At 67.8% G+C, this 24,608-nt stretch carries 27 protein-coding genes; 15 read left to right on the forward strand and 12 right to left on the reverse strand.

Annotated features, from left to right (window positions below; all coding sequences use genetic code 11):
- The first annotated feature begins 46 nt into the window (after positions 1 to 46).
- Both JOD27_RS08880 and JOD27_RS08885 read left to right on the forward strand, forming a co-directional pair.
- The gene (locus tag JOD27_RS08880) at positions 47 to 925 is read left to right on the forward strand and encodes a carbohydrate ABC transporter permease (RefSeq protein ID WP_204762044.1); all 879 of its coding nucleotides are present in this window, start codon (positions 47 to 49) and stop codon (positions 923 to 925) included.
- Positions 925 to 1,821 carry a sugar ABC transporter permease gene (locus tag JOD27_RS08885; protein WP_204761630.1) on the forward strand — a complete coding sequence of 299 codons (897 nt, stop codon included), beginning with the start codon at positions 925 to 927 and terminating at the stop codon, positions 1,819 to 1,821. The genes JOD27_RS08880 and JOD27_RS08885 overlap by 1 nt, the downstream gene beginning before the upstream one ends.
- On the opposite strand, the gene JOD27_RS08890 is transcribed toward JOD27_RS08885, so the two are convergent.
- A complete protein-coding gene (locus JOD27_RS08890) occupies positions 1,818 to 2,174 on the reverse strand; it encodes a winged helix-turn-helix transcriptional regulator (RefSeq protein WP_204761631.1) in 357 nt (118 codons plus the stop codon). The two genes, JOD27_RS08885 and JOD27_RS08890, sit on opposite strands and share 4 nt — an antisense overlap.
- Before the next feature lie 79 nt (positions 2,175 to 2,253).
- Between JOD27_RS08890 and JOD27_RS08895 the strand changes: the two genes are divergently transcribed.
- From JOD27_RS08895 to JOD27_RS08945, 11 genes are all read left to right on the forward strand, one after another.
- Entirely contained in the window at positions 2,254 to 3,021 is a 768-nt protein-coding gene (locus tag JOD27_RS08895) for an SDR family oxidoreductase (RefSeq protein ID WP_239566661.1), read from the forward strand.
- 79 nt (positions 3,022 to 3,100) lie between these two features.
- Positions 3,101 to 4,195, forward strand: a complete 1,095-nt coding sequence (locus JOD27_RS08900) for an ABC transporter ATP-binding protein (RefSeq protein ID WP_204761633.1) — start codon at positions 3,101 to 3,103, stop codon at positions 4,193 to 4,195.
- 99 nt (positions 4,196 to 4,294) lie between these two features.
- Positions 4,295 to 5,218, forward strand: coding sequence for a metal ABC transporter solute-binding protein, Zn/Mn family (locus JOD27_RS08905; RefSeq protein WP_204761634.1), 924 nt, complete (start codon positions 4,295 to 4,297; stop codon positions 5,216 to 5,218).
- Positions 5,215 to 6,006 carry a metal ABC transporter ATP-binding protein gene (locus tag JOD27_RS08910; protein ID WP_204761635.1) on the forward strand — a complete coding sequence of 264 codons (792 nt, stop codon included), beginning with the start codon at positions 5,215 to 5,217 and terminating at the stop codon, positions 6,004 to 6,006. Before JOD27_RS08905 ends, JOD27_RS08910 begins: the two co-directional genes overlap by 4 nt.
- The gene (locus tag JOD27_RS08915) at positions 6,003 to 6,818 is read left to right on the forward strand and encodes a metal ABC transporter permease (protein ID WP_204761636.1); all 816 of its coding nucleotides are present in this window, start codon (positions 6,003 to 6,005) and stop codon (positions 6,816 to 6,818) included. Before JOD27_RS08910 ends, JOD27_RS08915 begins: the two co-directional genes overlap by 4 nt.
- A gap of 103 nt (positions 6,819 to 6,921) precedes the next feature.
- Complete coding sequence (locus JOD27_RS08920; RefSeq protein ID WP_204761637.1) at positions 6,922 to 7,656, forward strand: GntR family transcriptional regulator; 735 nt, start codon at positions 6,922 to 6,924, stop codon at positions 7,654 to 7,656.
- Between the two features lie 36 nt (positions 7,657 to 7,692).
- Entirely contained in the window at positions 7,693 to 7,920 is a 228-nt protein-coding gene (locus tag JOD27_RS08925) for a 4Fe-4S dicluster domain-containing protein (protein WP_204761638.1), read from the forward strand.
- A gap of 11 nt (positions 7,921 to 7,931) precedes the next feature.
- Entirely contained in the window at positions 7,932 to 9,239 is a 1,308-nt protein-coding gene (locus JOD27_RS08930) for an ABC transporter substrate-binding protein (RefSeq protein WP_204761639.1), read from the forward strand.
- Between the two features lie 26 nt (positions 9,240 to 9,265).
- Positions 9,266 to 10,003: an ABC transporter permease gene (locus JOD27_RS08935; RefSeq protein ID WP_307830018.1), complete on the forward strand. Its 738-nt coding sequence runs from the start codon at positions 9,266 to 9,268 to the stop codon at positions 10,001 to 10,003.
- Positions 10,000 to 10,656: an ABC transporter ATP-binding protein gene (locus JOD27_RS08940; protein ID WP_204761641.1), complete on the forward strand. Its 657-nt coding sequence runs from the start codon at positions 10,000 to 10,002 to the stop codon at positions 10,654 to 10,656. The genes JOD27_RS08935 and JOD27_RS08940 overlap by 4 nt, the downstream gene beginning before the upstream one ends.
- The gene (locus JOD27_RS08945) at positions 10,653 to 13,250 is read left to right on the forward strand and encodes a fumarate reductase/succinate dehydrogenase flavoprotein subunit (RefSeq protein ID WP_204761642.1); all 2,598 of its coding nucleotides are present in this window, start codon (positions 10,653 to 10,655) and stop codon (positions 13,248 to 13,250) included. Before JOD27_RS08940 ends, JOD27_RS08945 begins: the two co-directional genes overlap by 4 nt.
- Here JOD27_RS08945 and JOD27_RS08950 read toward each other — a convergent pair whose 3' ends face one another.
- The 6 genes from JOD27_RS08950 to JOD27_RS08975 form a co-directional block, all read right to left on the reverse strand.
- The gene (locus JOD27_RS08950) at positions 13,251 to 14,588 is read right to left on the reverse strand and encodes a GGDEF domain-containing protein (protein ID WP_307830019.1); all 1,338 of its coding nucleotides are present in this window, start codon (positions 14,586 to 14,588) and stop codon (positions 13,251 to 13,253) included. It lies immediately after the preceding gene.
- Between the two features lie 337 nt (positions 14,589 to 14,925).
- The gene (locus JOD27_RS08955) at positions 14,926 to 16,149 is read right to left on the reverse strand and encodes an MFS transporter (protein WP_204761644.1); all 1,224 of its coding nucleotides are present in this window, start codon (positions 16,147 to 16,149) and stop codon (positions 14,926 to 14,928) included.
- A 547-nt stretch (positions 16,150 to 16,696) separates the two neighbouring features.
- Positions 16,697 to 17,668 (reverse strand): 23S rRNA (guanosine(2251)-2'-O)-methyltransferase RlmB, encoded by a 972-nt coding sequence (gene rlmB / locus JOD27_RS08960; protein WP_204761645.1) that lies wholly within the window; start codon positions 17,666 to 17,668, stop codon positions 16,697 to 16,699.
- Positions 17,669 to 17,673: 5 nt separating this feature from the next.
- Complete coding sequence (cysS, locus tag JOD27_RS08965) at positions 17,674 to 19,068, reverse strand: cysteine--tRNA ligase (RefSeq protein ID WP_204761646.1); 1,395 nt, start codon at positions 19,066 to 19,068, stop codon at positions 17,674 to 17,676.
- Entirely contained in the window at positions 19,065 to 19,688 is a 624-nt protein-coding gene (locus JOD27_RS08970; protein WP_204761647.1) for an HAD family hydrolase, read from the reverse strand. The genes cysS and JOD27_RS08970 overlap by 4 nt, the downstream gene beginning before the upstream one ends.
- Before the next feature lie 26 nt (positions 19,689 to 19,714).
- Positions 19,715 to 20,659 (reverse strand): toll/interleukin-1 receptor domain-containing protein, encoded by a 945-nt coding sequence (locus tag JOD27_RS08975; protein WP_204761648.1) that lies wholly within the window; start codon positions 20,657 to 20,659, stop codon positions 19,715 to 19,717.
- A 96-nt stretch (positions 20,660 to 20,755) separates the two neighbouring features.
- Between JOD27_RS08975 and JOD27_RS08980 the strand changes: the two genes are divergently transcribed.
- A complete protein-coding gene (locus JOD27_RS08980) occupies positions 20,756 to 20,995 on the forward strand; it encodes a DUF6191 domain-containing protein (RefSeq protein ID WP_204761649.1) in 240 nt (79 codons plus the stop codon).
- Here JOD27_RS08980 and JOD27_RS08985 read toward each other — a convergent pair.
- From JOD27_RS08985 to JOD27_RS09000, 4 genes are read right to left on the reverse strand one after another with little or no spacing between them, the layout of a single operon-like run.
- Positions 20,992 to 21,384 carry a PPOX class F420-dependent oxidoreductase gene (locus JOD27_RS08985; RefSeq protein WP_204761650.1) on the reverse strand — a complete coding sequence of 131 codons (393 nt, stop codon included), beginning with the start codon at positions 21,382 to 21,384 and terminating at the stop codon, positions 20,992 to 20,994. The genes JOD27_RS08980 and JOD27_RS08985 overlap by 4 nt on opposite strands.
- The gene (gene ispF, locus JOD27_RS08990) at positions 21,348 to 21,842 is read right to left on the reverse strand and encodes a 2-C-methyl-D-erythritol 2,4-cyclodiphosphate synthase (protein WP_204761651.1); all 495 of its coding nucleotides are present in this window, start codon (positions 21,840 to 21,842) and stop codon (positions 21,348 to 21,350) included. Before ispF ends, JOD27_RS08985 begins: the two co-directional genes overlap by 37 nt.
- Positions 21,839 to 22,531 carry a 2-C-methyl-D-erythritol 4-phosphate cytidylyltransferase gene (ispD, locus tag JOD27_RS08995; protein ID WP_204761652.1) on the reverse strand — a complete coding sequence of 231 codons (693 nt, stop codon included), beginning with the start codon at positions 22,529 to 22,531 and terminating at the stop codon, positions 21,839 to 21,841. Before ispD ends, ispF begins: the two co-directional genes overlap by 4 nt.
- Positions 22,532 to 22,571: 40 nt before the next feature.
- The gene (locus JOD27_RS09000) at positions 22,572 to 23,060 is read right to left on the reverse strand and encodes a CarD family transcriptional regulator (RefSeq protein WP_065915127.1); all 489 of its coding nucleotides are present in this window, start codon (positions 23,058 to 23,060) and stop codon (positions 22,572 to 22,574) included.
- 230 nt (positions 23,061 to 23,290) lie between these two features.
- Here JOD27_RS09000 and JOD27_RS09005 point away from each other — a divergent pair, with 230 nt between their 5' ends.
- Positions 23,291 to 24,064 (forward strand): hypothetical protein, encoded by a 774-nt coding sequence (locus JOD27_RS09005; RefSeq protein WP_204761653.1) that lies wholly within the window; start codon positions 23,291 to 23,293, stop codon positions 24,062 to 24,064.
- Positions 24,065 to 24,125: 61 nt separating this feature from the next.
- On the opposite strand, the gene JOD27_RS09010 is transcribed toward JOD27_RS09005, so the two are convergent.
- On the reverse strand, positions 24,126 to 24,554 hold the full coding sequence (locus JOD27_RS09010; protein WP_204761654.1) for a DoxX family membrane protein: 429 nt from the start codon (positions 24,552 to 24,554) through the stop codon (positions 24,126 to 24,128).
- Between the last annotated feature and the right edge of the window lie 54 nt (positions 24,555 to 24,608).

Consider the following 24,608-nt stretch of genomic DNA (forward strand, 5'->3'; position numbering starts at 1 on the left):
AGATCCGGTGCGTCGGTTCCTGGACCGGTACTGGTACGCGTATGCGATGGTGCTGCCGGTCGTGGCGGTCATCGCGGTGTTGGTGCTCTACCCGCTCGCCCAGGGCGTGTTCTTCACCTTCACGAACATCAACGAGGGCAACATCGCCAACCCGGTCCTCGACCGGCCCGCGTCCTACGACGTGGTGGGCTTCGAGAACTACCTGAACGTCCTGTCCGGTGGCGAGTCGTACGGCGCGTTCTGGGGCACGCTGGTCCGGACCTTGATCTGGACCTTCGCCTGCGTGTTCTTCCACTACACGATCGGGCTCGGCCTCGCGCTGCTGCTCAACCGGCAGGTGCGCGGCCGCTCGTTCTACCGGGTGCTGCTGATCCTTCCGTGGGCGGTGCCGGCGTTCATCAGCGCGTTCGCGTGGAAGTACATGTTCAACGCGCAGTACGGGATCATCAACCAGGTCCTGCGCTCGGTCGGCCTGCCGGACCCGGTGTGGCTGGGCCAGAACAACTGGGCACTCGTGTCCGTGGTCATCGTGAACGTGTGGCTGGGCGTGCCGTTCATGATGGTGGCGCTTCTCGGTGGCCTGCAGTCGATTCCGGGCGACCTCTACGAAGCGGCCGAGATGGACGGTGCCACGCCGTGGCAGCGCTTCCGGCACGTCACGTTGCCGGGGCTGCGTTCGGTGTCGTCGACCGTGATCCTTCTCGGCATCATCTGGACGTTCAACATGTTCCCGGTGATCTACCTGGTCGCCGGCCCGAACCCGAACGCCAGGATCCTGGTGACGTACGCGTTCGAGCGCTTCTTCTCGGGTGCGTCCCGCGACTACGCGATCGCGTCGACCTACGGCGTGCTGATCCTTTCGGTGTTGTTGGTGTTCGCCGCGGCGTACCGGCGGGCGCTGCGCAAGCAGGGCGAGGTGTGGTGATGACGCTCGATGCTTCGTCTCTGAAGGTCGTCCAGGCCACCGATCGCCGGTTGCGGCGTGCGGAACGGTCCGCGGGCGCGTCGGTGTTGTTGCACGGCGCTCTGATCGTGGCGTCGATCATCGCGGTGTTCCCGATCTTCTGGGTGTTCGTCACCTCGTTGAAGCCGGACGCCCGCGCGGTCGAGCCGACGCCGAAGCTGTGGAACGAGTCCTCTTTGGACAACTACAGCCGAGTGCTCGCCGGCGAGAAGGGCGACTTCCTCGCCTGGTTCGGCAACTCCGTCCTGATCGCGTTGATGACCACCGTGCTCGGTGTGTTCATCTCGGCCACGGCGGGCTACGCGGCCTCGCGGTTCCGGTTCCCCGGCAAGCGCGGGCTGATGATGTCGTTCCTGCTGGTGCAGATGTTCCCGTTCGCGGTGCTGATCGTGCCGCTGTACAACATCCTGATCGCTCTCGGCCTGAACGGGACCTCGATCGGCCTCGTGCTGGTCTACTGCACGACCGCGGTGCCCTTCTGCACCTACATGCTCAAGGGCTACTTCGACACCGTGCCCGCGGACATCGACGAGGCCGGTCGCGTGGACGGGCTGTCACCGTTCGGCGTGTTCTGGCGGCTGATCCTGCCGCTGGCCAAGCCCGGCCTCGCGGTCACGTCGTTCTACGCGTTCCTGACGGCGTGGGGTGAGGTGGCGTTCGCGTCCGCCTTCCTGTCGGCGGCGGACGAGTCGAAGACGCTGGCCGTCGGGCTGCAGGTGTTCGTGCAGCAGAACAGGACCGAGTGGGGGCACCTCGCGGCGGCGTCGATCCTGGTCGCGATTCCCGCGATCATCGTGTTCTACCTGGTGCAGCGCTTCCTGGTGACCGGCCTCGCGTCCGGTGCCGTGAAGGGTTAGCTGCTCTTGTCGTAGCGCGACCTGGCCTGGTCGACCTTGGCCAGGTTGCGCTGCGACCAGTCGGCGAGGTTGTGGAAGATCGGCGCGAGACTGCGCCCCAGCTCGCTGATCTCGTACTCCACCCGTGGAGGAACCTCCGGGTGGTAGGTCCTCGTGACGAGGCCGTCCCTCTCCAGCTGCCGCAGCCGCTGCGTGAGGACCTTCGGCGTGATCGTGCCGATCCGCCGCTCCAGCTCCACGAACCGCTGGCGGCCGTACTGGTTCAACGTCCACAGGATCGGCGTCGTCCACCGGCTGAAGACCAGGTCGACGACCGGGGCGATCGGGCAGGCCAGCTCGGGGACCGTTTCCATGGGTAGTCACTTTCCTCTAGGTACCTACTAACTTCACGATGTTAGCTTTCTTCTCGATACCGAATCAACGGCTGAGGAGATGCTCGTGATCGTGGTGACCGGGGCGACCGGAAACGTTGGCCGTCCGTTGATGGAGCTGTTGGGGGACAAGGCTCGCGGGGTCTCGCGGCCGGAGGTGGATCTCACCCGCCCCGCCACTCTGGAGCCCGTGGTCGACGGTGCGGAGGCGCTCTTCCTGCTGTTCGGCGGAGATCTGCTGGGCCAGGACACGGACATCGCCTCCGTGCTCGACGTGGCGAAGGCGGGCGGGGTGCGCCGGGTCGTGCTGCTGTCCTCGCAGGGCGCCGGGACGCGGCCGGGCATGGTGCCGCACTCGCGGCTGGCGTCGTTCGAGGAGGCCGTGCGGCAGTCGAGTCTGGAGTGGACGATCCTGCGGCCGAGCGGGTTCTTCACCAACGCCTACGCGTGGGCCGGTCGTGGGGTGGCCGCGGCACCGTTCGCGGAGGTCGCGCTTCCGTTCGTCGATCCGGTGGACATCGCTGCCGTCGCGGCTGTGGCGCTGCAGGGCGGCCACGAGGGGCAGACGTACGTCCTGACCGGTCCGGAAGCGATGACTCCGCGGCAGCGAGCGGAGGCGCTTTCGTTGCCGTTCGTCGAGCAGTCCGCCGAGGAGGCTCGCGAGCAGATGCTGCAGTTCATGCCGCCGCCCGTCGTGGACGGGACGCTGACCATCCTCGGTTCGCCGACGGAAGAGGAGCGGCAGGTGAGCGGCCATGTGGAGCAGGTGACCGGACGTGCGGCGACCCCGTTCGCCGACTGGGCCGTGCGCAACGCGAAATCCTTCTGAACGTAAGCGCTTACGTCTGTTCCCGTAAGCGCTTGCAATGCCTAACGTCGCGCCAAGACAAGGCTGAAAGGTGCGTCACATGGCTGAGGTGTCCTACGTCAAGGCGTCGCGGGTCTTCTCCGGCAACCCGCCGGTCCGCGCGGTCGACGAGCTGTCGCTCGAGGTGTCCGACGGCGAGTTCCTGGTGCTGGTCGGCCCGTCCGGTTCGGGCAAGTCGACCGCGCTGCGGATGCTCGCGGGCCTCGAGGACGTCGACGAGGGCGCCATCCACATCGGTGGCAAGGACGTCACGAACGTGCCGCCGAAGGGCCGGGACATCGCCATGGTGTTCCAGTCGTACGCGCTCTACCCGCACATGACGGTCGCGGAGAACATGGGCTTCGCGCTCAAGCTCCGCGGCGTCAGCAAGACCGAGATCAAGGCGAAGGTCGACGAGGCCGCCAAGATGCTCGACCTGACCAAGTACCTGGACCGCAAGCCGAAGGCGCTCTCCGGTGGTCAGCGGCAGCGTGTCGCGATGGGTCGTGCCATCGTGCGTGAGCCGAGTGTGTTCCTCATGGACGAGCCGCTGTCCAACCTGGACGCCAAGCTGCGCGTCGAGACCCGCGCGAACATCGCGGCGCTGCAGCAGCGGCTCGGCACCACGACGATCTACGTCACGCACGACCAGGTCGAGGCCATGACGATGGGCCACCGGGTCGCGGTGCTCAAGGACGGTCTGCTGCAGCAGTGCGACACGCCTCGCGCGCTGTACGACCGCCCGGCCAACGCGTTCGTCGCGGGCTTCATCGGCTCGCCGGCCATGAACCTCAAGACCGTGCCGATCACGTCGGAGGGCGCGAAGCTCGACGGCATCATCGTGCCGCTCTCGCGGGCCGCGCTCGACGCGGCCGGTGGTCTGGACGAGGTCACCTTCGGCATCCGGCCAGAGGCGCTCGGCATCGTGTCCTCCAACGAGGAGGGCATGGAGATGACGGTCGAGCTGGTCGAGGAGCTCGGTGCCGACGCGCTCGTGCACGGTGCCGTGAAGATCGGCGACTCGTCGCAGCGCTTCGTCGTGCGCGTCGACGGCCGCACGCCGCCGACCCTGGGCCAGCACGTCAAGGTCGCGGTGCGCGACCACAGCGAGATCCACCTGTTCCACCCCGAATCGGGCGAGCGCCTGGAGGCGTGAGTCACAGCGCGAAAGCCCCCGGCGTGTGCGTCGGGGGCTTTTTCGTGTCGTAAACTGAACTCGACAACGGTTTCCATTACCTGATCGAGGGATGGTGTGATGACTCTCCGCAACGTTCTGGTCGGCGCTCTGGCCGTGGTGAGCCTGGCCGCCTGCGGCACGTCGAACACGCCGTCCGGCGACAGCGGCAAGATCAAGGTCGTCACCTCCACCAACGTGTGGGGCAGCGTGATCAAGGCCGTCGGTGGTGACGCCGTCGAGGTCAAGGCGCTGCTGGACGACCCGAGCGCCGACCCGCACTCGTACGAGAGCAAGCCCGCGGACGCCGCGCTGGTCAAGGACGCCAAGCTGGTCGTGTTCAACGGCGGCGGCTACGACGACTTCTTCGCCAAGCTGATCACCAGCGACGCCACCAGGAAGATCGAGGCGTTCCCGCTGCGCGAGCACGACCACTCCTCGCAGCCCACGACGTCGTCCACGCCGGCGGCGGGCGGGCACGACCACGAAGAGAACGAGCACGTCTGGTACGACCTGCACACCGTGCGCGCTGTGGCCGAGGCGGCCGCGAACGAGCTCGGTGCGATCGCTCCGGACAAGAAGACGACGTTCGAGAAGAACACCGCCGACTTCAGCGCGAAGCTCGAGGAGCTGGAGAAGAAGGTCGACGGCATCGGCCAGGGCAAGAAGGTCGCCGCGACCGAGCCGATCGCGCACTACCTGCTCGAGGAGACCAAGGCCGAGGACGTCACGCCGGAGGCGTTCAGCAAGGCGATCGAGGAGGAGTCGGACGTGCCGGCCGCCGCTCTCGCGTCGATGAACCAGCTGGTCGACGGCAAGAAGATCAACGTTCTGGTGGAGAACACCCAGACCGAGAACCAGGTCACGAAGCAGGTCGTGGAGAAGGCCAAGGCGGCGGGCGTGCCGGTCGTTCAGGTCACCGAGACGCTGCCCGCGGGTGTGACCGGCTACCTTGACTGGATGAGCAAGCAGGTGGACGCGCTGTCGCAGGCGCTCAAGGCATGACCGCGATCTCGCTGCGCGGGGCCCGGCTGTCCTATGGCGACCGGGTGTTGTGGGACGGGCTCGACCTCGACGTCGAGCCCGGTGAGTTCCTCGCGGTCCTCGGTCCGAACGGGTCCGGCAAGACCAGCCTGATGAGGGTGCTGCTCGGTTTGCAGCCGCTGTCCTCCGGCACGGTCACGGTCGCCGGCGGCAACCAGGCCGTCGGGTACATCCCGCAGCAGCGAGCGCTCGACCAGTCCATGACGTTGCGCGGCCGGGACCTCGTGGGTCTCGGCCTCGACGGCTATCGGTGGGGCCTCGGCCTGCGCAACCGTCGTGAGCGCAAGATCCGCGTCGACGCGGCCATCGCGTCCGTCGGCGCCACGCGGTACGCGGACGAGCCGATCGGCCTGCTGTCCGGCGGTGAGCAGCAACGGCTGCGCGTCGCGCAGGCACTGGTCGGCGACCCGACCGTGATGCTCTGCGACGAACCGCTGCTCTCGTTGGACCTCGGCAACCAGCGCGTGGTCTCCGAGCTGATCGACAAGCGGCGGCGGGAAGCGAACACGGCCGTCCTGTTCGTCACGCACGAGCTGAACCCGGTGCTGCCGCTGGTGGACCGGGTCCTCTATCTCGTCGGCGGGCGGTTCCGCGTCGGCACGCCGGAAGAGGTCATGAACTCCCGGACGCTGTCCGAGCTGTACCGCACGCCCGTCGAGGTCGTGCGGGTGCGCGACCAGATCCTGGTCGTGGGCGCGGGAGCCTGCGAGGAGCAGACGCACCACCTCACGGCGGAGGCCGCGTCGTGACGATCTTCGACCTGCTCGAACTGGACTTCGTGCAGACCGCGTTGATCGCGGCCGCCGTGCTCGGCCTCGTCGCCGGGGTGCTCGGCCCGTTCATCGTGACCCGCAAGATGGCGTTCGCCGTCCACGGCACGAGTGAGCTCGCGTTCTCCGGTGGTGCCGCAGCCCTGCTGCTGGGCATCGGCGTCGGCTACGGCGCGCTGGCCGGGTCGATCATCGCCGCGGTGCTGCTCGGCGTGCTGTCGCGGCGGGAGAGCGACCGCGACTCGGTGATCGGCGCGATCCTCGCGTTCGGGCTCGGCATGGGCATCCTGATGCTGTCCCTCTACAAAGGACGGACAACCAACAAGTTCGGGCTGCTGACCGGTCAGATCGTCGGTGTCGACTCCACCGACCTCAAGCTGCTGGTGGTCTCGTCGGTGGCGGTGCTGGCCGTGCTGGCGTTCATCTACCGGCCGTTGTTCTTCGCCTCGGTCGACCCGGATGTCGCCATCTCGCGCGGAGTTCCGGTGCGATCGCTGTCGATCGTGTTCGCCGTGCTGGTCGGTGTGGCGACCGCTTTGAGCGTTCAGGTCGTCGGCGCGCTGCTGGTGCTGGCGTTGATGATCACGCCGGCGGCGGCCGCCATGCGGATCACTGCCTCGCCCTTGCGCGCGACCGTTCTTTCGGTCGTTTTCGCCGAAGTCGCGGCCGTCGGCGGCATTCTTCTGTCGCTGCAACCCGGCCTTCCGGTCTCCGCTCTCGTCACGGCCGTGAGCTTCGTGATATACCTCGTATGCCGAGGTATCGGGGCTGTTCAGCGCCGTTCCACCTGATGGACTGGCGTAGTTGCCGAATTTCCCCTGCATATCGCCCTGACCAGGTGGCGTAACACGCTCGAAACAAACTGATCGTCGTTCGCCGTCCATGCTGTGGGCCATGAGCAGCAGCCAGCGAACCGAGCGGCGGTTGCGCGCCGACCGGGCGCGGCAGGCCGCCGACGTGATCCGCCAGCAGGTGGTGCGCCGTGCGTTTCCCGACGGCGTGCTGCCGGACGAACGCTTTCTCGCCGCCGAGTTCTCGGTGTCCCGCAACAGCATTCGCGAGGCACTGGAACTCCTTCGCGAGGAAGGCCTCATCGATCGCGTGCCGGGGGTGGGCACGGTGGTCGTGGCCGACAAGGTCGAGCACGGGCTGAACCAGCTGATGGGCCTGGCGGAAACCCTGCACGAACACGGGCAGATCACCAACGACGTGCGGGCGGCGACCGTGATCCGGGCGCCTTCCGTTGTCGCGCAACGGCTGCAGCTTCCCGCTGATGCGTCCGTGGTCTACGTGGAGCGGCTGCGGCGGCTGAACGGGCTGCCGTTGTCGCTGGACCTCACGTATCTGGCTCTGGACGTCGGAGAGCCCCTGCTCTCCGAAGATCTCGTCAACCGCGACATCTTCTCGTTGATCGAGCAGACTTCCGGGCAACGGCTCGGAACGGCTTCGGTGGCGCTGGAAGCCGTCAACGCCGATCTGCACTCCGCGACCGTGCTGGAGGTGCCGCGCGGGGCGGCGCTGATGGTCGTGGAACGCCTCAGTCATTTCGCTTCCGGCCGGCCGGTCGACCTGGAGTTCATTCGCATGCGCGGTGATCGCCTCACCATGCGCGCCGAAATCTGTCGCTAAAACCTAATAGTTCCCACATTCACCTGGAGTTGAGTCATGGCTCTGGTCAACAACCGTGCCGACGTACCGGTCACCATCAACGAATCCAAGTGCATCGACGGCTGCCGGCTGTGCGTTGACATGTGCCCGCTCGACTCGCTGGCCATCAACCCCGAGTCAGGCAAGGCCTACATGCACGTCGACGAGTGCTGGTACTGCGGTCCGTGCGCCGCTCGCTGCCCGACCGGCGCCGTGACCATCAACATGCCCTACCTCCTGCGGTGAAAGGAAAAACAGTGAAGAGAATTCTTCTGTCTTCAGTTCTTCTGCTCGCCGCGTGCGCGACGGGTGAGGCGGCTTCCGGCGGTGAAGTTCCGGTGGTCATCGGCTACCAGTCGAAGACGATCAACACCGTCACCGCGGGCACGCTGTTGCGGGACAGGGGTTTCTTCGAGCAACGGCTGGCCGAGCTCGGCAAGAAGACCGGCAAGACGTACAAGGTGACCTGGCAGGACTACGACACCGGTGCGCCGATCACCGCGCAGATGATCGCGGGCAAGATCGACATCGGGTCGATGGGCGACTTCCCGCTGCTGATCAACGGGTCGCGCACGCAGAAGCAGGGCGACGAGGGCACCCGGATGGTCGCGGTGACCGGGTACAACGTGCGCGGAGCGCTGAACATGGTCGTGGTGCCGCCCAACTCGCCGGCCAAGACCTTGGCGGACCTGAACGGGCAGAAGGTCTCCGCGAGCGTCGGGTCGGCCGGGCACGGAACGTTGGTGCGGGCGTTGGGCGACACCAAGGTGACCGTGGAGAACCAGCAGCCTTCCATCGGTGCTTCGGCGCTGCAGTCCGGGAACGTCGCCGCGCTCGCGCAGTTCGTGGCGTGGCCTGGCGCTCTCGTGTACGCCAAGCAGGCGAAGCTGCTCTATGACGGTGCCGCGCTGAACCTGCCGACGTTGCACGGGACCGTCGTGCGGAATCCGTTCGCACAGCAGCAGCCCGACGTGTTGCGGGAGTTCCTGCGGGCGCAGCTCGATGCGACGAAGTTCTTGCACGCCAAGCCTCTCGAGGCCGCGGAGACTGTCGCCAAGGCGACGGGCCTGCCGACCGAGGTCGTGTACCTCTACAACGGGCCGAACGGGATCGCGACGTTCGACCTGTCGCTGAAGTCGGTGCTGCGCAAGGCGTTGAAGGAGGACGTGCCGTTCCTCAAGTCGATCGGCAACATCGACGAGCTCGACGTGGACAAGTTCATCGACGACAAGCCGTTGAAGGACGTCTTGGAGCCGACCGAGGACCTGACGAACCCGGCTTCGCTCGGCGGTGACCCGAAGGTCGCGAGCGAGGCGTGGTTCGACGGCGAGCAGCCGCAGCCCGTGGCGTCGCCGACGGCGTTGCTGAAGCTGGTGAACGCCAGCGGGAAGAAGCTGCGGGCCGGGTACGTCCCGGACGCCGAGACGGGCACGCGGTGGTTCGCCGAGCACGCGTTCTGGGTGCAGTCCGGTGCCGAGCTGCTGCCGTTCACGACCGAGGCGGCCGCGGCGAAACGCGGTCAGGTGCTGACGTTCGAGCAGGCGCTCTCCTTGGCGGGCAAGTGAAGCGCTGGGTGGTGAGGATCGGGTCGGTGGCGGTCGTCCTGCTGCTGTGGCAGGTGCTGACGGCGTCGGATGTGCGGGCCTGGCTGCGGTTCGACCAGCTGCCGACCGTCGTCGAGGTGGCGGAGCGGTTCGCGGTGCAGGTCGGTGGCGTGGAGTACTACCACGACCTGGGCAACAGCCTGGTGCGGATCATGACCGGGTTTCTCCTGGCCGCGGTGCTGGGCATCGCGTTCGGCGTGCTGATCGCGCGTTCTCCGCTGCTGGGCGACCTGCTGCGGCCGCCGTTGGAGGTCGTGCGGCCGATCCCGGCGATCGCGCTGGTGCCGATCGCGATCCTGCTGTTCCCGACCGACGAGCAGGGGATCGTGTTCATCACCTTCATCGCGGCGTTCTTCCCGATCCTGGTGTCGACCAGGCACGCCGTGCGCGCGCTGCCGACGATCTGGGAGGACGCGGTCCGCACGATGGGCGGCTCGCGGTGGCAGGTGCTGTTCCGCGTGGTGCTGCCCGGCACGCTGCCCGGCGTGTTCGGTGGCCTGTCCGTCGGCATGGGCGTGGCGTGGATCTGCGTGATCTCGGCCGAGATGATCTCCGGCCAGTTCGGCGTCGGCTACCGCACCTGGCAGGCCTACACGGTCGTCGACTACCCCGGCGTGATCGTCGGCATGGTCACCATCGGCCTGCTCGGCTACCTGACGTCCGCCGCCGTCGAGCTGCTGGGCCGCCGCGTGACGCGGTGGTTGCCGAGAGAGGCACTGCGATGAGCCTGAGCGTGCGTTCGCTGACCGTCGGCTACGGCCGGTCCGCGGTGCTGACCGACTTCTCGTTGTCGGTGGCCGACGGTGAGTTCGTGGTGGTGGCAGGACCTTCCGGGTGCGGCAAGTCGACCCTGCTGCGCGCGGTCGCCGGGCTGATCCCGTTCACCGGTGAGATCTCCGTGGACGGGGAAGCGGTGCGCGGGCCGTCACGGGACCGGGCGCTGGTGTTCCAGGAGGACGGGCTGCTGCCGTGGCGCACAGCGTTGCGCAACGTCGAGCTTCCGCTTGCCCTGCAAGGGGTTCCGCGATCGATACGGCGCGCGCGGGCGGTGGAGTGGCTGGAGCGCGTCGGATTGGCCGGCTTCGAGGGCTACCTGCCGCGCGAGCTCTCCGGCGGCATGCGCCAACGTGTGCAGCTGGCGCGGACGTTGGCGCAGCAGCCGTCCGTGGTGCTGATGGACGAGCCGTTCGGCGCGCTGGACGCCCAGACGCGCGCGTCGATGCAGGAACTGGTGACCGAGGTGCTGTCCGGCACCACAACCCTGTTCGTCACGCACGACGTCGACGAAGCCGTGCTGCTGGGCGACCGCGTGGTCGTGCTCGGCGCGGGCGAGGTCGAACGCGAGCGCGACGCGATCCTTGCGGCGGTGAAGGCATGACTGTTGAGCTGTCCTGCGACGTCCTGGTCATCGGCGGCGGTACGGCGGGCTCGATGGCCGCCATCACCGCGGCCGAGGCGGGCCGGTCCGTGCTGCTGCTGGAGAAGGCACACGTCCGGCACTCCGGAGCGCTGGCGATGGGCATGGACGGCGTCAACAACGCCGTCATCCCTGGAAAGGCGCGGCCGGAGGACTACGTCGCCGAGATCACCCGCGCCAACGACGGCATCGTCAACCAGCGCACGATCATGCAGACCGCCACGCGCGGGTTCGAGATGGTGCAACGGCTCGAGCGCTACGGCGTGAAGTTCGAGAAGGACTCGTTCGGCGACTACCACGTCCGGCAGGTGCACCGGTCGGGCAGTTATGTGCTGCCGATGCCCGAGGGCAAGGACGTCAAGAAGGTCCTCTACCGGGTGATGCGGGAACGCCGGTTGCGCGAGCGGTTGCGCATCGAGAACCGCGTGATGCCGGTGCGGGTGCTGGTGTCGGAGGGCCGTGCGGTCGGCGCTGCCGGGTTCAACACGCGGACCGGTGAGTTCGTGACCGTGTCCGCGGGCGCGGTGATCCTGGCGACCGGCGCTTCCGGCCGGCTCGGCCTGCCCGCTTCCGGCTATCTGTACGGGACTTACGAGAACCCGACGAACGCCGGTGACGGGTACTCGATGGCGTACCACGCCGGGGCAGAGCTGTCCGGGATCGAGTGCTTCCAGATCAACCCGCTGATCAAGGACTACAACGGGCCGGCTTGTGCCTATGTGGGCAACCCGTTCGGCGCGTACCAGGTGAACGCGCTGGGTGAGCGGTTCGTCGACTGCGACTACTGGTCAGGGCAGATGATGGCCGAGGTGGCCGCGGAGATCGCCTCCGCGCGAGGGCCGATCTACCTGAAGACCACCCACCTGCCGGAGGAGTCGGTCTCCGCGCTGGAAGGGATCCTGCACTCCACCGAGCGGCCCTCGCGCGGAACGTTCCACAGTGGACGCGGGCGGGACTACCGGACGCACGACATCGAGATGCACATCTCGGAGATCGGGTTGTGCGGTGGGCACTCGGCGTCCGGGGTGTGGGTCGACGAGAACGGGCGCACGACCGTGCCCGGGCTGTACGCGGCCGGTGACCTGGCCTGCGTGCCGCACAACTACATGATCGGCGCGTTCGTGTTCGGCGACCTGGCCGGGGCGCACGCTGCCGAGAACGTCGTGGCCGAGAACTTCGTCGCGGGACAGCTGTTGCCTGCCGAGCAGGTGGCCGAGGCCGCCGAGTTGATCTTCCGGCACTCGCGCAACCCGGACGGGCCGCCGCAGCCTCAGGTCGAGTACAAGCTGCGCCGGTTCGTGAACGACTACGTCGCTCCGCCCAAGACGGCCACGAAGCTGTCGCTGGCGCTGGAGGCGTTCGACCGGATGTCTGCGGAGATCGCGGAAATGGGGGCGCGGTCGCCGCACGAGCTGATGCGATGCGTGGAGGTGTCGTTCATCCGGGACTGCGCGGAGATGGCGGCCGCGTCGTCGTTGATGAGGGACGAGTCGAGGTGGGGGCTCTACCACTCACGGGTCGATCTTCCCGAGCGTGACGACTCCCGGTGGTTCCACCACCTCAACCTGCGGAAGAACGCCGCCGGGGAGATGGAGTTCATCAAGCGGCCGGTCGCGGAGTACCTGGTGCCCGTCGACGGGATTCCGCACCGCGCCGGGTCGGTCGAGCTTCTCGGTGTGCGGTCGGTGTCCGCTGTGTCCTCCGCGGTGGACTCCGCCGCGGACGAGGTGGCCGTCCAGTCCGAGCGCGTGCTGGAGGTGCTGTCGCTGGTGGACTCGCAGCCGACGCTCGCGGTGCTGGAGCCGTACCTCGTCGATCCGGACGTGACAGTGCGCCGGGCCGCCGTGTCCGTGCTGACCGAGGCGGTGCCGGCCGGGTTCGAGTTCGCGCTGGTGCGGGCGATGGCGGACGAGGGAGTGCGGGACGTCGCCGCGGCGGGGTTGCGGGAGCTGGTCGAGGTGGTGCCCGCGTCGGAGGAACTGCGCGAGGCCCTGGAGCTCTCGCCCGCACGGGCGGTGGCGCTGGAGGTGTTGTGGGCGTTGAAACTCGGGACGGCCGAGGTGTACGCGGCCGGGCTGGAATCACCGGATCTCGAGGTGCGGCTGGCCGCGGTGCGCGGACTGGTCGCGTTGCGGGAGGACGAACTGCTGGCGGCCGCGGCGGAGGATCCCGCTCGGGAGTTGCGGGTGCAGGTCGCGAAGGGGATCACCGATGTAGGTGTGCTCATCGCACTTTCGGGTGACTCCGATGTGCTGGTCAGGGCCGCGGCTCTGGAGGCGGCCGGGCGGGTCGGGTGGCCGTCGGGGCTGCACGAACGGGCGGCCGAGTTGATCGGGGACCCGTCGTGGGAGGTGCGCGTCGGGGTGGCCAGGGCGCTCGACGATCCGGAGCTGGTCGCCGCGCTTCTGGGTGATCCCAACCTGGACGTGCGCAAGGCCGCGGTGCGGGCGTTGGAGCGGTGGAGGGCCGATCCCGGCGTCGTGCTCGCGCTCAAGCGGGCGCTCGACGACACGGATGCCGACGTCCGGGCTTATGCGCGGATGGCGTTGAGCTGATCAGGCCGTGCGCGTGGTGATGGGCTTGGTGATGTCGTCCGCGCGCGGGGCGGGCATCAGGCGCGGCGGGATGTCCAGGCCGGCCACGCGGACCTGGTTGCGGCCGTTCTCCTTGGCCTTGTAGAGCGCCGCGTCCGCCGAGTGCTGGGCCGTGGCCATGTCCGGGCCGTTGTCCGGGATGACCGCCACGCCGATCGACGCCGAGATGGCCTGCAGCGTCTCGCCCTCCGGCTCCGGCGGCTGGATCTCGCGGCCGTAGAGCGTGACGACGTTGCGGTGCTTGTCGGTGGTGGGTACGGCGAGCGAACCGATGGCCTCGCGGATGCGTTCGGCGATCGTCACGCCCACGGCCACGGGGGTGTCCTTCAGCGCCACCACGAACTCCTCGCCGCCGTCGCGGCCCGCCACGTCGCCGGGGCGGAGCTTCTCCCGCAGAATGCGGCCCACCTCGGCCAGGACCGCGTTGCCCGCCGGGTGGCCCCAGGTGTCGTTGATGCGCTTGAAGTGGTCGAGGTCGATGACGAGGACCGTCATCGGTTCACCGTCGATGCGGCAGCGTTCGGCCAGGCGGCCCGCGTACTCGGCCAGGCCGTTGGTGTTGAGCAGGCCCGTCCGGTAGTCGGTGTGGGCGTCGGCGGCCAGGCGCTGGTGGAGCTGTTCCTGCTCGCGCAGCAGGCGTTCCAGGTGGGCTCGGCGTTCTCCCGCCCTGGACAGCAGGGCGTTCACCAGGATCACCGGTACGACCAGCAGCAGCGGACCCACCCAGTGCGACGTCATCAGCATGCCGAGCATGGCGCCGGCGCCGAGGGTGCTCATTTCGAGCATGTTGTCGACTTTGGAGCCGAGGAAGTCGAGGACCTTGGAGTTCGGCGTGACGATTTTGAACGCCACGGCGACGGTCATCACCTGGATGAACCAGTAGAGGACCGCGGTGATTGCGAGAACAAGTACCAGGCCGAGGTCGGTCGGAACGTTTCCGGTGGCTGTCAGAGACACACCTGAAAGGTGGACGACGGCCCACGAAAGAAGGGTCGAGGCGAGCATCGACGCGGTGCCGAAGACGAAGCGGTAGGGCTGGCGGCGGGCGATGGGCTGGATCAGGATGCGCATCCAGATCGTGGCGATCACCGCCAGGCCGCCCGGCAGGGCCACGGCGGCGGCGAAGGTCCAGACCGAGGTCAGGTCGATGTGGGGGCCGGAAGCCTCGTTGCGGCGGGCTTCCTCCGCTCTGCGCACCACGGTCAGGTGGATCGTGATCGCGGCGATGATCGCGCCGAAGCGGAGCCAGTCCGAGGTGGAGACCCCGGTCAGCTTTGTCAGGAGCCAAATGGAGGCCACGACTACGGCTGCTTCGAGCACGAAAAAGTACGCGATCGCACTAGGCGCAACGGTCCAAAGGTCCCAGTTGCGAATCGGAGTCAAGCCGAGTGCCCGCGATCGCCTGCGATCAGTCAAACTGTTCTTCACCACGACCCCCTACGCTCATGGCACATCATGAGCAAAGCCGCCGCTGACCAGGTCGTAGACCTACCGCGCTGCTGCTCGTCGCAACGAGGAGGTGCCTTCCATGTGCAACCGTGACTTCTGACTCCGCCTTCCTCGGCCTGCTTCCAATCCTGCACCTTGATCACCTGGTGCCTCTACAACGGATATCGCTATTGGTGACCGTTCTGTTTCAGATTGCCACCGCCTTAGTGTCGTTGCGACCTCGTGCGCGGCGCCAGGCGAAGGTGGCCTGTGTTGCCAGCAGCAGTCCGATACCGCCTGCTCCCGCGATCGTTGCTGTGATCGATCCGACCGAATGGGCGACGACACCGGCCAGCGCCATTCCTCCGCCCTGGCTCGAGCGCAACGCCGCTCGCCCAATGCCATAAGCCCTTCCTCGGTACTGGTCCGGTAGCAGTCGCATCCACGCCGAACGAGCCGGTGTGTGATAAGCCCCGCCTATACCGGCAATCACCAGCAAAACGATCGTCCACGTCAGGTTCGGGTTGAACGCGAACATGATCAATGGCGCCAGCGACAGGATCGCAAGAGGACCGATCAGCCGTTCACGTTTCGCCGGATCTCGCACGAGCCGGAAGAGCAGGGCCACGCCCAGGACGTTCGCCGCGGGTTCGATGGCGAGGATCAGGCCCACCGCCCACACCGCGTTCAGGCTCGCCGCCAACGGGACCGCGAGTCCTTCGGGGACCATCGCGAGGCCCGCGAGCAGCCGGACGCCCAGTAGTGTCCTCAGTCGCGGCTCCGACACCATCAGCGTCAGGGCGCCGCGCGGTTCGTCGGCCTTCTTCTTGCGGCCCAGCGGATCGGCGGCCGGACGGTGCTGCACGGACACCTGCACCAAGATCGCCAGAAGCGCGAACGTGCCGGCGTTGATCGTGAGCGCCACGCCGGGGTTGGTGTGGGTCACGAGGAAGCCCGCGGCGGCGAGGCCCGCCATCTGAGCTATGTCGACGGACGTGCCGAAGAGTGCCACGCCATCGTCGTAGCGGTGTGCCGGTAGGACGTGCGGGAGGCTCGCCTCCTGGGCTGCGAGATACGGCGAGGAGATCGCCAGTACCGCGACCAGCAGCACGATCATGGCCCAGAGAGGCATGCCCGGAATGGCCATCGCGCCCATCAGCACGGCCTGTGACCACGCCGTCGTCACCATTACGGTGCGTCGCGGGAAGCGGTCGGCGACCCACCCGAGCAACGGGCCCGAAATCAGTGGTGGGAAGAGCGTCAGCGACCACGTGAGCGCGGTCCAGGCAGCGGAATGTGTTCGTTCGAATACGAGCAGTGACAATGCCACTGCCGCGAGTTGGTCACCGACGGTCGAAACGGTCGAACCGATCCACATGGCGCGGAACTCACGCAAGCCGACGAGATCGCGGAGCGCGCCGCGGGTCGTCATGCGGGTCCTCGGCGCACCGCGCCCCGCGCGCGGCGAATCAGCACGTCCTGATTCGCTCTACGCCGAGTCACGTCGCCCCCGCCGGTGGTAATCAATTTCTATCGACAATCACGGTAGAAGCTGCCTGACCGTTCAACGTCTGTCCTACCACAGTGTGTACCTAAACGGAGCAGGCTAGTTACCTAAAGTAGTTACAATAGCGAAACGCGAGGCTGATCTTCTTCACAGTTGACCTCGGCTTCGCCTGATTGGACCCCAAATGGTCACGGTCTGTGTCAACTGGTGCCAAACGGGTGTCATGGGCTCGGCCGACCGGTGCAACCCGCTCCGACTCATGCTCGCAGATCTGGCAATTGGCGACCACACGAGAACGTACCCGCGCTCGGGAGCGTCGTGTAATAGGCCACGCCGTTTGTCATGGCTGTCACTGGGGTCACCGTTTCCCGCCCGCCTCGCCGAAACCGGTTCAGCGGGCAGGAAAACGATCACTAACGTCGGTGAATGGACGTCATTGGCGTCGTGAACCGGCCGATAACGTCAGCCGTGATCAGCCCTTGGCCGCGACCCGGCGGCGCCGCGCCACCTCGGCCAGCACGACACCGGCCGCGACGGACGCGTTGAGCGACTCGACGCCAGTGGCCATCGGGATCGACACGGTCTGGTCGCAGGTCTCCTTGACCAGACGGCCGAGACCGCGGCCCTCGGAGCCCACGACGACGACCAGCGGCCCGGTCGCGAGCTCCAGACCGTCGACGTCCACGTCGCCGTCCGCGTCCAGGCCCACGATCATCAGGCCCGCCTCGGCCCAGTCACGCAGCGTGCGGGTCAGGTTCGTGGCCATCGCGATCGGCAGCTTGGCCGCCGTGCCCGCGCTGGTCCGCCACGCCACCGCCGTCATCGACGCGCTGCGCCGCTGCGGCAGCACCACGCCGTGTGCGCCGAACGCCGCCGCCGAACGCACGACGGCACCCAGGTTGCGCGGGTCCGTCACGCCGTCGAGCGCCACCAGCAGCGGCGGCTCACCGGCACGCTGGGCGAGCTCGAGCAGCTCGTCGGGAGTGGCGTAGTCGAACGGTGGCACCTGCAGGCCGAGGCCCTGGTGCATCGCGCCGCCGGTGATCCGGTCGAGCTCGCCGCGGGCCACCTCCAGCACGGAGATGCCCCGGTCGGCGGCCAGGCGCACGGCCTCGGCCACGCGGTCGTCCGCGTCGATGCCCAGCGCCACGTACAGCGCCGTCGCCGGCGTGCCCGCGCGCAGGCACTCCACGACGGGGTTGCGGCCCGCCACGGTCTCGGCCTGGGCTTTCTCGGTCTTCTGGCGCCGCTGCGTCTTGACGGCCTCGGTCTTCGCGGCCGCCTTGGCCCGCTTGTAGGCGGGGTGGTTCGGGCGGTCCGACGCCTTCGGGGTCGGACCCTTGCCCTGCAGCCCCTTGGACTTCTGCCCGCCGGAGCCGACGACCGCGCCCTTCTTCGAGCCCGGATTGCGCATCGCGCCCTTGCGCTTGGAATTGCCAGCCACGGAAGTCAGTCGTCCTTCAACGTCCACTGCGGACCGTCGGGGGTGTCCTCGACGGCGATGCCCGCCTCCAGCAGCTGGTCGCGCAACGCGTCAGCACGCGCGAAATCCCTGCTCTTGCGGGCTTCCTGGCGCTCGACGAGCAGCCGATCCACGAGCGTGGTCAACGCCTGCCGCATGCCGAGGTCGGCAGCCGAGACGTCGTTCCACTTCGGCGACAACGGGTCGACGCCGAGGATGTCGGCCATCCGGCGCACGCACTCGGCGGCCTCGCGGGCCGCGTCGTGGTCGCCGTCGGCGAGCGCCGTGTTCCCCTGCCGCACCTTGTTGTGCAGCGCGGCCACGGCCTGCGGGGTGTTCAGGTCGTTGTCCATCGCAACGACGAAGTCCGGGCACATCTCACCGCGGAGCTCCACCTGTCCGACGCGTTCGACGACGCGCCGCAGGAACGACTCGACGCGGCCGTACGCCGTCACCGCCTCGTCCAGCGCGCCTTCGGAGTACTCGATGTGCGAGCGGTAGTGCGGCGTGACCAGGTAGTACCGCAGCTCCTGCGCGCGGACCTTGTTCAGCATCGCCGGGATGGACACGGTGTTGCCGAGCGACTTGGCCATCTTCTCGCCGGACAGCGTCACCCAGTAGTTGTGCATCCAGTAGTTGGCGAAGCCGTCGCCGGCCGCGCGGGACTGCGCCTGCTCGTTCTCGTGGTGCGGGAAGATCAGGTCGAGCCCGCCGCCGTGGATGTCGAACGTGCTGCCGAGGTACGTCGTGGCCATCGCCGAGCACTCGAGGTGCCAGCCGGGCCTGCCGTGGCCCCACGGCGTCGGCCAGGACGGCTCGCCGGGCTTCGCGGCCTTCCACAGCGTGAAGTCGCGCGGGTCGCGCTTGCCGCGCACCGCGGTCTCGCCCTGCTCCACCGAGTCGAGCTTCTGGCCGGACAGCGCGCCGTACTCCGGGAACGAGCGCACGTCGAAGTAGACGTCACCGTCGACGTCGTACGCGTGGTTCTTGTCGATCAGCCGCTGCATCAGCTCGATCATCTGCGTCACGTGACCCGTGGCGCGCGGCGCGTACGACGGCGGCAGGCAGCCCAGCGCGTCGTACGCCTCCTCGAAGGCGCGTTCGTGCGTGTACGCCCACTCCCACCACGGCCGGTCGTACTCCGCGGCCTTGGTGAGGATCTTGTCGTCGATGTCGGTGACGTTGCGGACCAGCGTGACGTCGGCACCGTCGCGGGCGAGCCAGCGCCGGAGGACGTCGAAGTTCAGGCCGCTGCGGACGTGCCCGATGTGCGGGATGCCCTGCACGGTCGCCCCACACACGTAGATCGACGCCGTTCCGTTGACCTGCGGGTGGAACTCCCGCATGCTCCGGCTCGCCGTGTCGTAGATGTGGAGGCTCACACGGGAATGGTACGGGCCACATCCAAAAGAGCAGTGGGCCGGTCACTCGTCGGAACTGGATTGACAAGCCGGAAGGCGCATCCGACGGCCTCCGCTCCGCCGTCCGCCTCCTCGCTGTCCCCGACCATCACGGCGTTGCGCGGGTCGACGCCCAGCCGTTCGCACGCGGTCGTGAAGATCTTCGGGTCCGGCTTGATCACGCCCTCCTCGTAGGAGAGCACGAACTCGTCCACGAGGTGCGTCAGCCCGAACCGCTCGAACACCGGGCGGATGTCCCAGCCGATGTTGCTGACGACCGCGACGGGCACGTCGGCGAGGTGCTCCAGCGTCGCCTTCGTGTCCGGGTAGGGCTGCCACGACTCCGCGTCGATCAGCTGGTCGTAGAGCGTCTCGGCGTCGGGCACGTTCGCGTCGTTGAGCACCCGGACATGCACCCAGCGGTGGACGTCGGGGTCGAGGTCGCGGCGGTACCACGCGTCGACGAGTTCGGGATCCATGTCGTCGGCGATGCCGACCGGGGCGGTGAGCGCACGCATCAGGTCCGCGTTGGACGCCAGCTCGGGGTGTTCGAGCCGGAAGAGCGTGCCGGAGAAGTCGAAGAGCGCGGCGTGGATCGTCACACTCGGAGACTCTACGTTCTCTCGGCCTAAGTGGTCTGGACCTTTTTCAGCTCGGCCTTGACCGGCTCCGGGTCGTAGGAGATGACGAGGTGCAGGTCGCCGGCATTGCGCTCGGCGGCGGCCGTGAGCTCGGCGACGAAGGCCTCGACCTGCTTGAGCGGCTGGTCGGCGAGCTGGGCGGTCAGCCTGTAGAGCACGCGGTAGCGCTCCGGCGTCTTGGTGCCGCGCAGCTCGGCTGCCCAGTTGAGCAGGTCCTCGTACGTCTCCACGAACCGGTTGGCCAGCAGCCGGATCCGGTTGCGGTCACCCGGTCGTCCCGCCGGCCCGAACGCCCACTGCTGCTTGCCCGGCGAGAGCAGCTCCCCGAGACGGTTGATGATCTCGTCGAACACGCCGGTGCGCGCCCGGTAGTTGTCGAGCGCGTCGGTGTCCGAGGTGATCGTGCGGCCAGGCGTGACGTCGCCCAGCTCGTGGCTGATCTGCTTGGCGCTCAGCTTGCCCATGTGCAGCGCCACGGTGTCCGCGAACAGCTGGTACTCCCAGCCCGGCTCCGGTGCGTCGACCGCCGACCCCACCTTCTCCGCGATCATCCTGGCCAGCTCGCGCGGAGTGCGGTTGCGCAGGTCGATGTAGCCGGTGCCCACGCGCAGCGCCGGGATCTCGGTGTCGTCGAACCGCGCGGGCAGCAGGTACTCGGTGTCGGAGACCATCGCCCGGTCGAACGCGGACTGCCGCTCGTGCTTGGTCCACATCTTCCGCGCGTAGGCCTCGGAAATGAACATCACGCAGAACCGGGAGTCCTTGCGGTAGATGTGATCGAGGTGCTCGACCAGGTTCTTGCCCCACAGATCGGCCTGCTCGTCGGTGTCGTAGAAGCGGGAGACGCCTAGTTCGGTGAGGTGGCGGGCCACCTCTTCGACGTAGTCACGGTCTTCGCCGGCGAAGGAGAGGCACACGTCGTACTTGGGCACCTCGTGGAGCTTAGTGGCGGGAACCACACGTCCAGCGGGCGAGTTGTCCAGTACATGGCGGTGGGGATGATCTGGGCGATGTCGTTACCGGGTGTGGTGACGATCTTGTTCGTGATGGCCGTGATCGAGTGGGTGGTGCGGCGCAAGAAGGGCGGCACACCTCTCGCAACGATCAGCTTCGACGAGCTGGGAGCGACGTTCGAGGGTGCCAAGCGCGACGAACTGGAGCATCGCAAGGAGGAGAGGCAGCGCCGCGACGAGGAGGGTGACGGTGCGCCGCCGCGAACTCGGATCGACCTCGACGGCGGCACTGCCGTGCTGAAGCTGCCGGACTAGCCGTTCCCGGTGGTCTTCGCGACCTTCACGCGGACGACCACGCGGACGTTGTCGGTGCCGACGTCGCCCTTGTAGTCGTCGCCGGTGTACTTGTGCGCCAGCTCGTTGATGAGGTCGTCGCCGCCCTCGGTCGTCATCGACGCCTCACCGCGGAACTCCGTGTAGTGGTACGGGTTGTCCTTGTCGATGACGGTGATGCTCACCCTCGGGTCGCGCTTGAGGTGACGTTCCTTCGCGCGGCCGACGACGGTGGAGAACAGCACGTCGTCGCCGTCGCGCTTGATCCACACGACGGACGTCTGCGGGCTGCCGTCCTTGGTCAGCGTGGCGACTGTGGCGTAGTTCGCGCTGTCTAGGAGGGTGCGCTGTGGTTCTGAGAGGGAGGCCATGCGATCAACAACGCGGTGGCGATCGCCGCGATTCCCTCGTTCCGCCCCGTGAGACCGAGTCCGTCGGTCGTCGTGCCGGCGACCGAGACCGGCCCCCCGACGGCCTCGGAAAGCGTTTTCTGGGCTTCCTCGCGGCGCTTGCCGATGCGCGGCTCGTTGCCGATCACCTGCACTGTGGCGTTTCCCACACGGAAACCGGCCTCCTCGATCAGGCGGCGGACCTCCGTGAGCAGAACCACTCCGTGCGCGCCCGACCAGCGAGGGTCCGACGTGCCGAAGACCGCGCCCAGGTCACCGAGGCCGGCGGCGGAGAGCAACGCGTCGCACAGCGCGTGGGAGGCGACGTCGCCGTCGGAGTGACCAGCGCAACCGTCGACGCCCTCCCACAGCAGTCCGGCGATCCAGCACTCGCGACCTGCCTCGATCGGGTGGACGTCGACGCCCTGGCCGATCCTCACTGCTGGCCTCCGGTGAAAAGAGCTTCCGCGACCGCGAGGTCGAACGGGGTGGTGATCTTCATGGCGTGCGGGTGCCCGGGAACCGTGTGGACCTTGCCGCCGTTCTTCTCAACGAGACCAGCGTCGTCAGTCGCGGCAATACCGGAGCAATAGGCGGCTTTGAGAGTCTCGGCGCGAAAACCCTGCGGGGTCTGGACGACCCGCAGACCGGCCCGGTCAGGTGTGGAGACGACTACTCCGACCTCGTCCACCTGCTTGATCGTGTCGGCCACCGGAAGCACCGGGATGACGGCGTCGTGCCCGTCGCGCACCGCGGCCACGACGCCGGCGATGACCTCGGGAGGGGTGAAAGCACGGGCGGCGTCGTGCACCAGCACGATCGAGGTGTCCGGAATCACGCGGAGCGCGTGTTCGAGGGCGAGGCGCACCGAGTCGGTGCGTTCGGCGCCCCCTGAAAGCACGTGCACCGCCCCGCCGGCCGGGGCCAGCGAGGCGGTTGCGGTGTGCACTAGATCCACATCGGACGGTGGAGCGGCGATGACGACGTACTGAACCTGGCCTGACGCGAACAGGCCCTGAACGGCACGGGTCAACAGCGGTACCCCGTTGACCGGCACGAGCGCCTTGGGCATCCCGTAGCCCAGACGCTCACCCCGCCCTGCCGCGGGCACGAGCGCGACAACACTCATGTCTGCAGCGTTATCCGATGCTCTGTGTGATTTTGGAAAACTACGACGCGGTGGCGAGAACTTCGTCGAGGAGGACCTCGGCCTTGTCCTCGTCGGTGCCCTCGGCCAGCGCCAGCTCACTGACCAGTATCTGCCGCGCCTTCGCCAGCATCCGCTTCTCGCCGGCGGACAACCCGCGATCCTTCTCGCGCCGCCAGAGGTCGCGCACCACTTCCGCAACCTTGTTCACGTCGCCGGAGGCGAGCTTCTCAAGGTTGGCCTTGTACCGCCGAGACCAGTTGGTCGGCTCCTCGGTGTGGGGAGCACGCAAGACCTCGAAGACCCGGTCGAGCCCTTCCTGGCCGACAACGTCGCGCACGCCTACGATCTCGGCGTTGTCAGCGGGAACCCGAACGGTGAGGTCGCCCTGCGCCACCTTGAGAACGAGGTACTTCTTCTCCTCGCCCTTGATAACGCGGGTCTCGATTGCTTCGATGAGAGCGGCACCGTGGTGCGGGTAGACGACGGTCTCTCCGACCTTGAAAACCATGTGTCCTCTGCCCCTTTCGCTTCCTCCATCCTAACACGTCCGGCAAGGCCGCGAACGCAGCTCGATGATCCGTTAGTGCTGGTCAGGGCCATGCGGGGGGTTGACAAACCACCTGTTCGCGTGCAACGTACGGGCTTGTCAAGATCGATTGGCACCACGTCGAGTCCGCTTTTCGGGCCCCGGTTAGGCTCTTTGCCTGGTGGTTGTTCCCTAGGAAGGACGCTGGAGCCGTGAACTCAGGAGTGTCTCGCCGGATGATCGTGACGGCAGCGCTGGCCGCGGGCCTCGGCCTGGTGGCGGTCGGCTGCAGCGCCGGTCAGATCACCCAGACCGACACCCAGGTCGCCGCCGTCGACGGTGCGAGCGGAAACGCGGGCCCGATCGCGGTGCGCAACGTGATGCTGGCGTTCCCGCCGGACGGCAACCGCTATCACGAGGGTGACTCGGTGCCGATGACCTTCGTCATCGCGAACACGGGCGAGACCCCGGACAAGCTGCTGTCGATCAAGGCCGACGCCGCCGAGGGCGAGGCCGAGGTCGTGGGCGGCAAGGACATCCCGGCGCGCTACGCGCTGCAGGCCGAGTACGACGCCTCGAAGGCGCCGACGAAGACCTCCGCGCCGTCGTCCTCCTCGCACGCCCCGTCGTCGTCGAACGCGCCGTCCTCGTCGGTGTCGCCGACCTCCGGTGCTCCGTCGTCCTCGTCGGTCGCCCCGACGTCGGGCTCCGTGACGCCGTCGTCCGGTGCGCCCGCGTCGTCGTCCGGCCGCCCGTCGGGTTCGTCCTCGGTGTCGCCGACCTCGTCGTCCGCGGCGGTCCCCGACGACCTCGAGGTGCTGCAGGTCCGCTGCACGCTGAAGAAGGTCAACCGCGACATCGTGGCGGCGCAGACCGTCAAGGTCACGTTCGTCTTCGAGAAGGCCGGTGCGGTCACGCTCGAGGTGCCGATCGCGCCGTCCGAGCACAAGCGCGTCAGCGAGGGCCACAAGACCGAAGGTCACTGACGTTGTCGTGAAAACGCCGCTCCCTCTCGGTGAGGGGGCGGCGTTTTCACGTGTTCTGCGGTCAGGCGGCCTTGAGCATCGGGCGGAACTTGGCGCGGTAGGACCACGCGAGGCCGATCTCCGCGGCGACGACGAGCAGCGCCGTGACCCTGCCGCTCGGCTCCAGGAAGACGTGGAACAGGAAGATGTTCACGACCATCGGGGCCAGCATCGCGAGCGCCAGCGGCACGAACCGGCCGGTGATCAGCAGCACGCCGGCGATCAGCTGGACGCCGGACGCGAGCTGCAGCATGTAGCCGGTCGCGTAGAGGGCCGTGCTGAAGGCCACACCCTCCGGTGCCATGGTGCTGGGGTCCGGTGCGGGCATGAACATCAGGAAGCCGTTCAGGCCGGTCGTGGCGAACAGCAGCCCGGTCAGCACGCGGGTGACGATGGTCGCGTAGCGGCCGACGGCGAACTTGCGGGTCTGGGTCGCGATTGCGGTGGTCACTGTGTCCTCCAGGCTGTCGTGTCCTTCCACTGATGCGTCGAACGGCCACCGCGC

The sequence above is a fragment of the Lentzea nigeriaca genome (assembly GCF_016907955.1).
GTDB lineage: Bacteria > Actinomycetota > Actinomycetes > Mycobacteriales > Pseudonocardiaceae > Lentzea > Lentzea nigeriaca.

Bases quoted from the DNA above. Each gene is read 5' to 3' on its own strand.
- JOD27_RS08895 (WP_239566661.1), top strand. From the start codon at position 2,254: ATGCTCGTGATCGTGGTGACCGGGGCGACCGGAAACGTTGGCCGTCCG.
- JOD27_RS08940 (WP_204761641.1), top strand. From the start codon at position 10,000: ATGAGCCTGAGCGTGCGTTCGCTGACCGTCGGCTACGGCCGGTCCGCG.
- JOD27_RS08890 (WP_204761631.1), bottom strand. From the start codon at position 2,174: ATGGAAACGGTCCCCGAGCTGGCCTGCCCGATCGCCCCGGTCGTCGAC.
- JOD27_RS08910 (WP_204761635.1), top strand. From the start codon at position 5,215: ATGACCGCGATCTCGCTGCGCGGGGCCCGGCTGTCCTATGGCGACCGG.
- JOD27_RS08920 (WP_204761637.1), top strand. From the start codon at position 6,922: ATGAGCAGCAGCCAGCGAACCGAGCGGCGGTTGCGCGCCGACCGGGCG.
- JOD27_RS08955 (WP_204761644.1), bottom strand. From the start codon at position 16,149: ATGACGACCCGCGGCGCGCTCCGCGATCTCGTCGGCTTGCGTGAGTTC.
- JOD27_RS08945 (WP_204761642.1), top strand. From the start codon at position 10,653: ATGACTGTTGAGCTGTCCTGCGACGTCCTGGTCATCGGCGGCGGTACG.
- JOD27_RS09000 (WP_065915127.1), bottom strand. From the start codon at position 23,060: ATGGTTTTCAAGGTCGGAGAGACCGTCGTCTACCCGCACCACGGTGCC.
- JOD27_RS08880 (WP_204762044.1), top strand. From the start codon at position 47: ATGGTGCTGCCGGTCGTGGCGGTCATCGCGGTGTTGGTGCTCTACCCG.
- JOD27_RS08885 (WP_204761630.1), top strand. From the start codon at position 925: ATGACGCTCGATGCTTCGTCTCTGAAGGTCGTCCAGGCCACCGATCGC.
- JOD27_RS08985 (WP_204761650.1), bottom strand. From the start codon at position 21,384: ATGGCCTCCCTCTCAGAACCACAGCGCACCCTCCTAGACAGCGCGAAC.
- JOD27_RS08905 (WP_204761634.1), top strand. From the start codon at position 4,295: ATGACTCTCCGCAACGTTCTGGTCGGCGCTCTGGCCGTGGTGAGCCTG.
- JOD27_RS08925 (WP_204761638.1), top strand. From the start codon at position 7,693: ATGGCTCTGGTCAACAACCGTGCCGACGTACCGGTCACCATCAACGAA.
- JOD27_RS08900 (WP_204761633.1), top strand. From the start codon at position 3,101: ATGGCTGAGGTGTCCTACGTCAAGGCGTCGCGGGTCTTCTCCGGCAAC.
- ispD (WP_204761652.1), bottom strand. From the start codon at position 22,531: ATGAGTGTTGTCGCGCTCGTGCCCGCGGCAGGGCGGGGTGAGCGTCTG.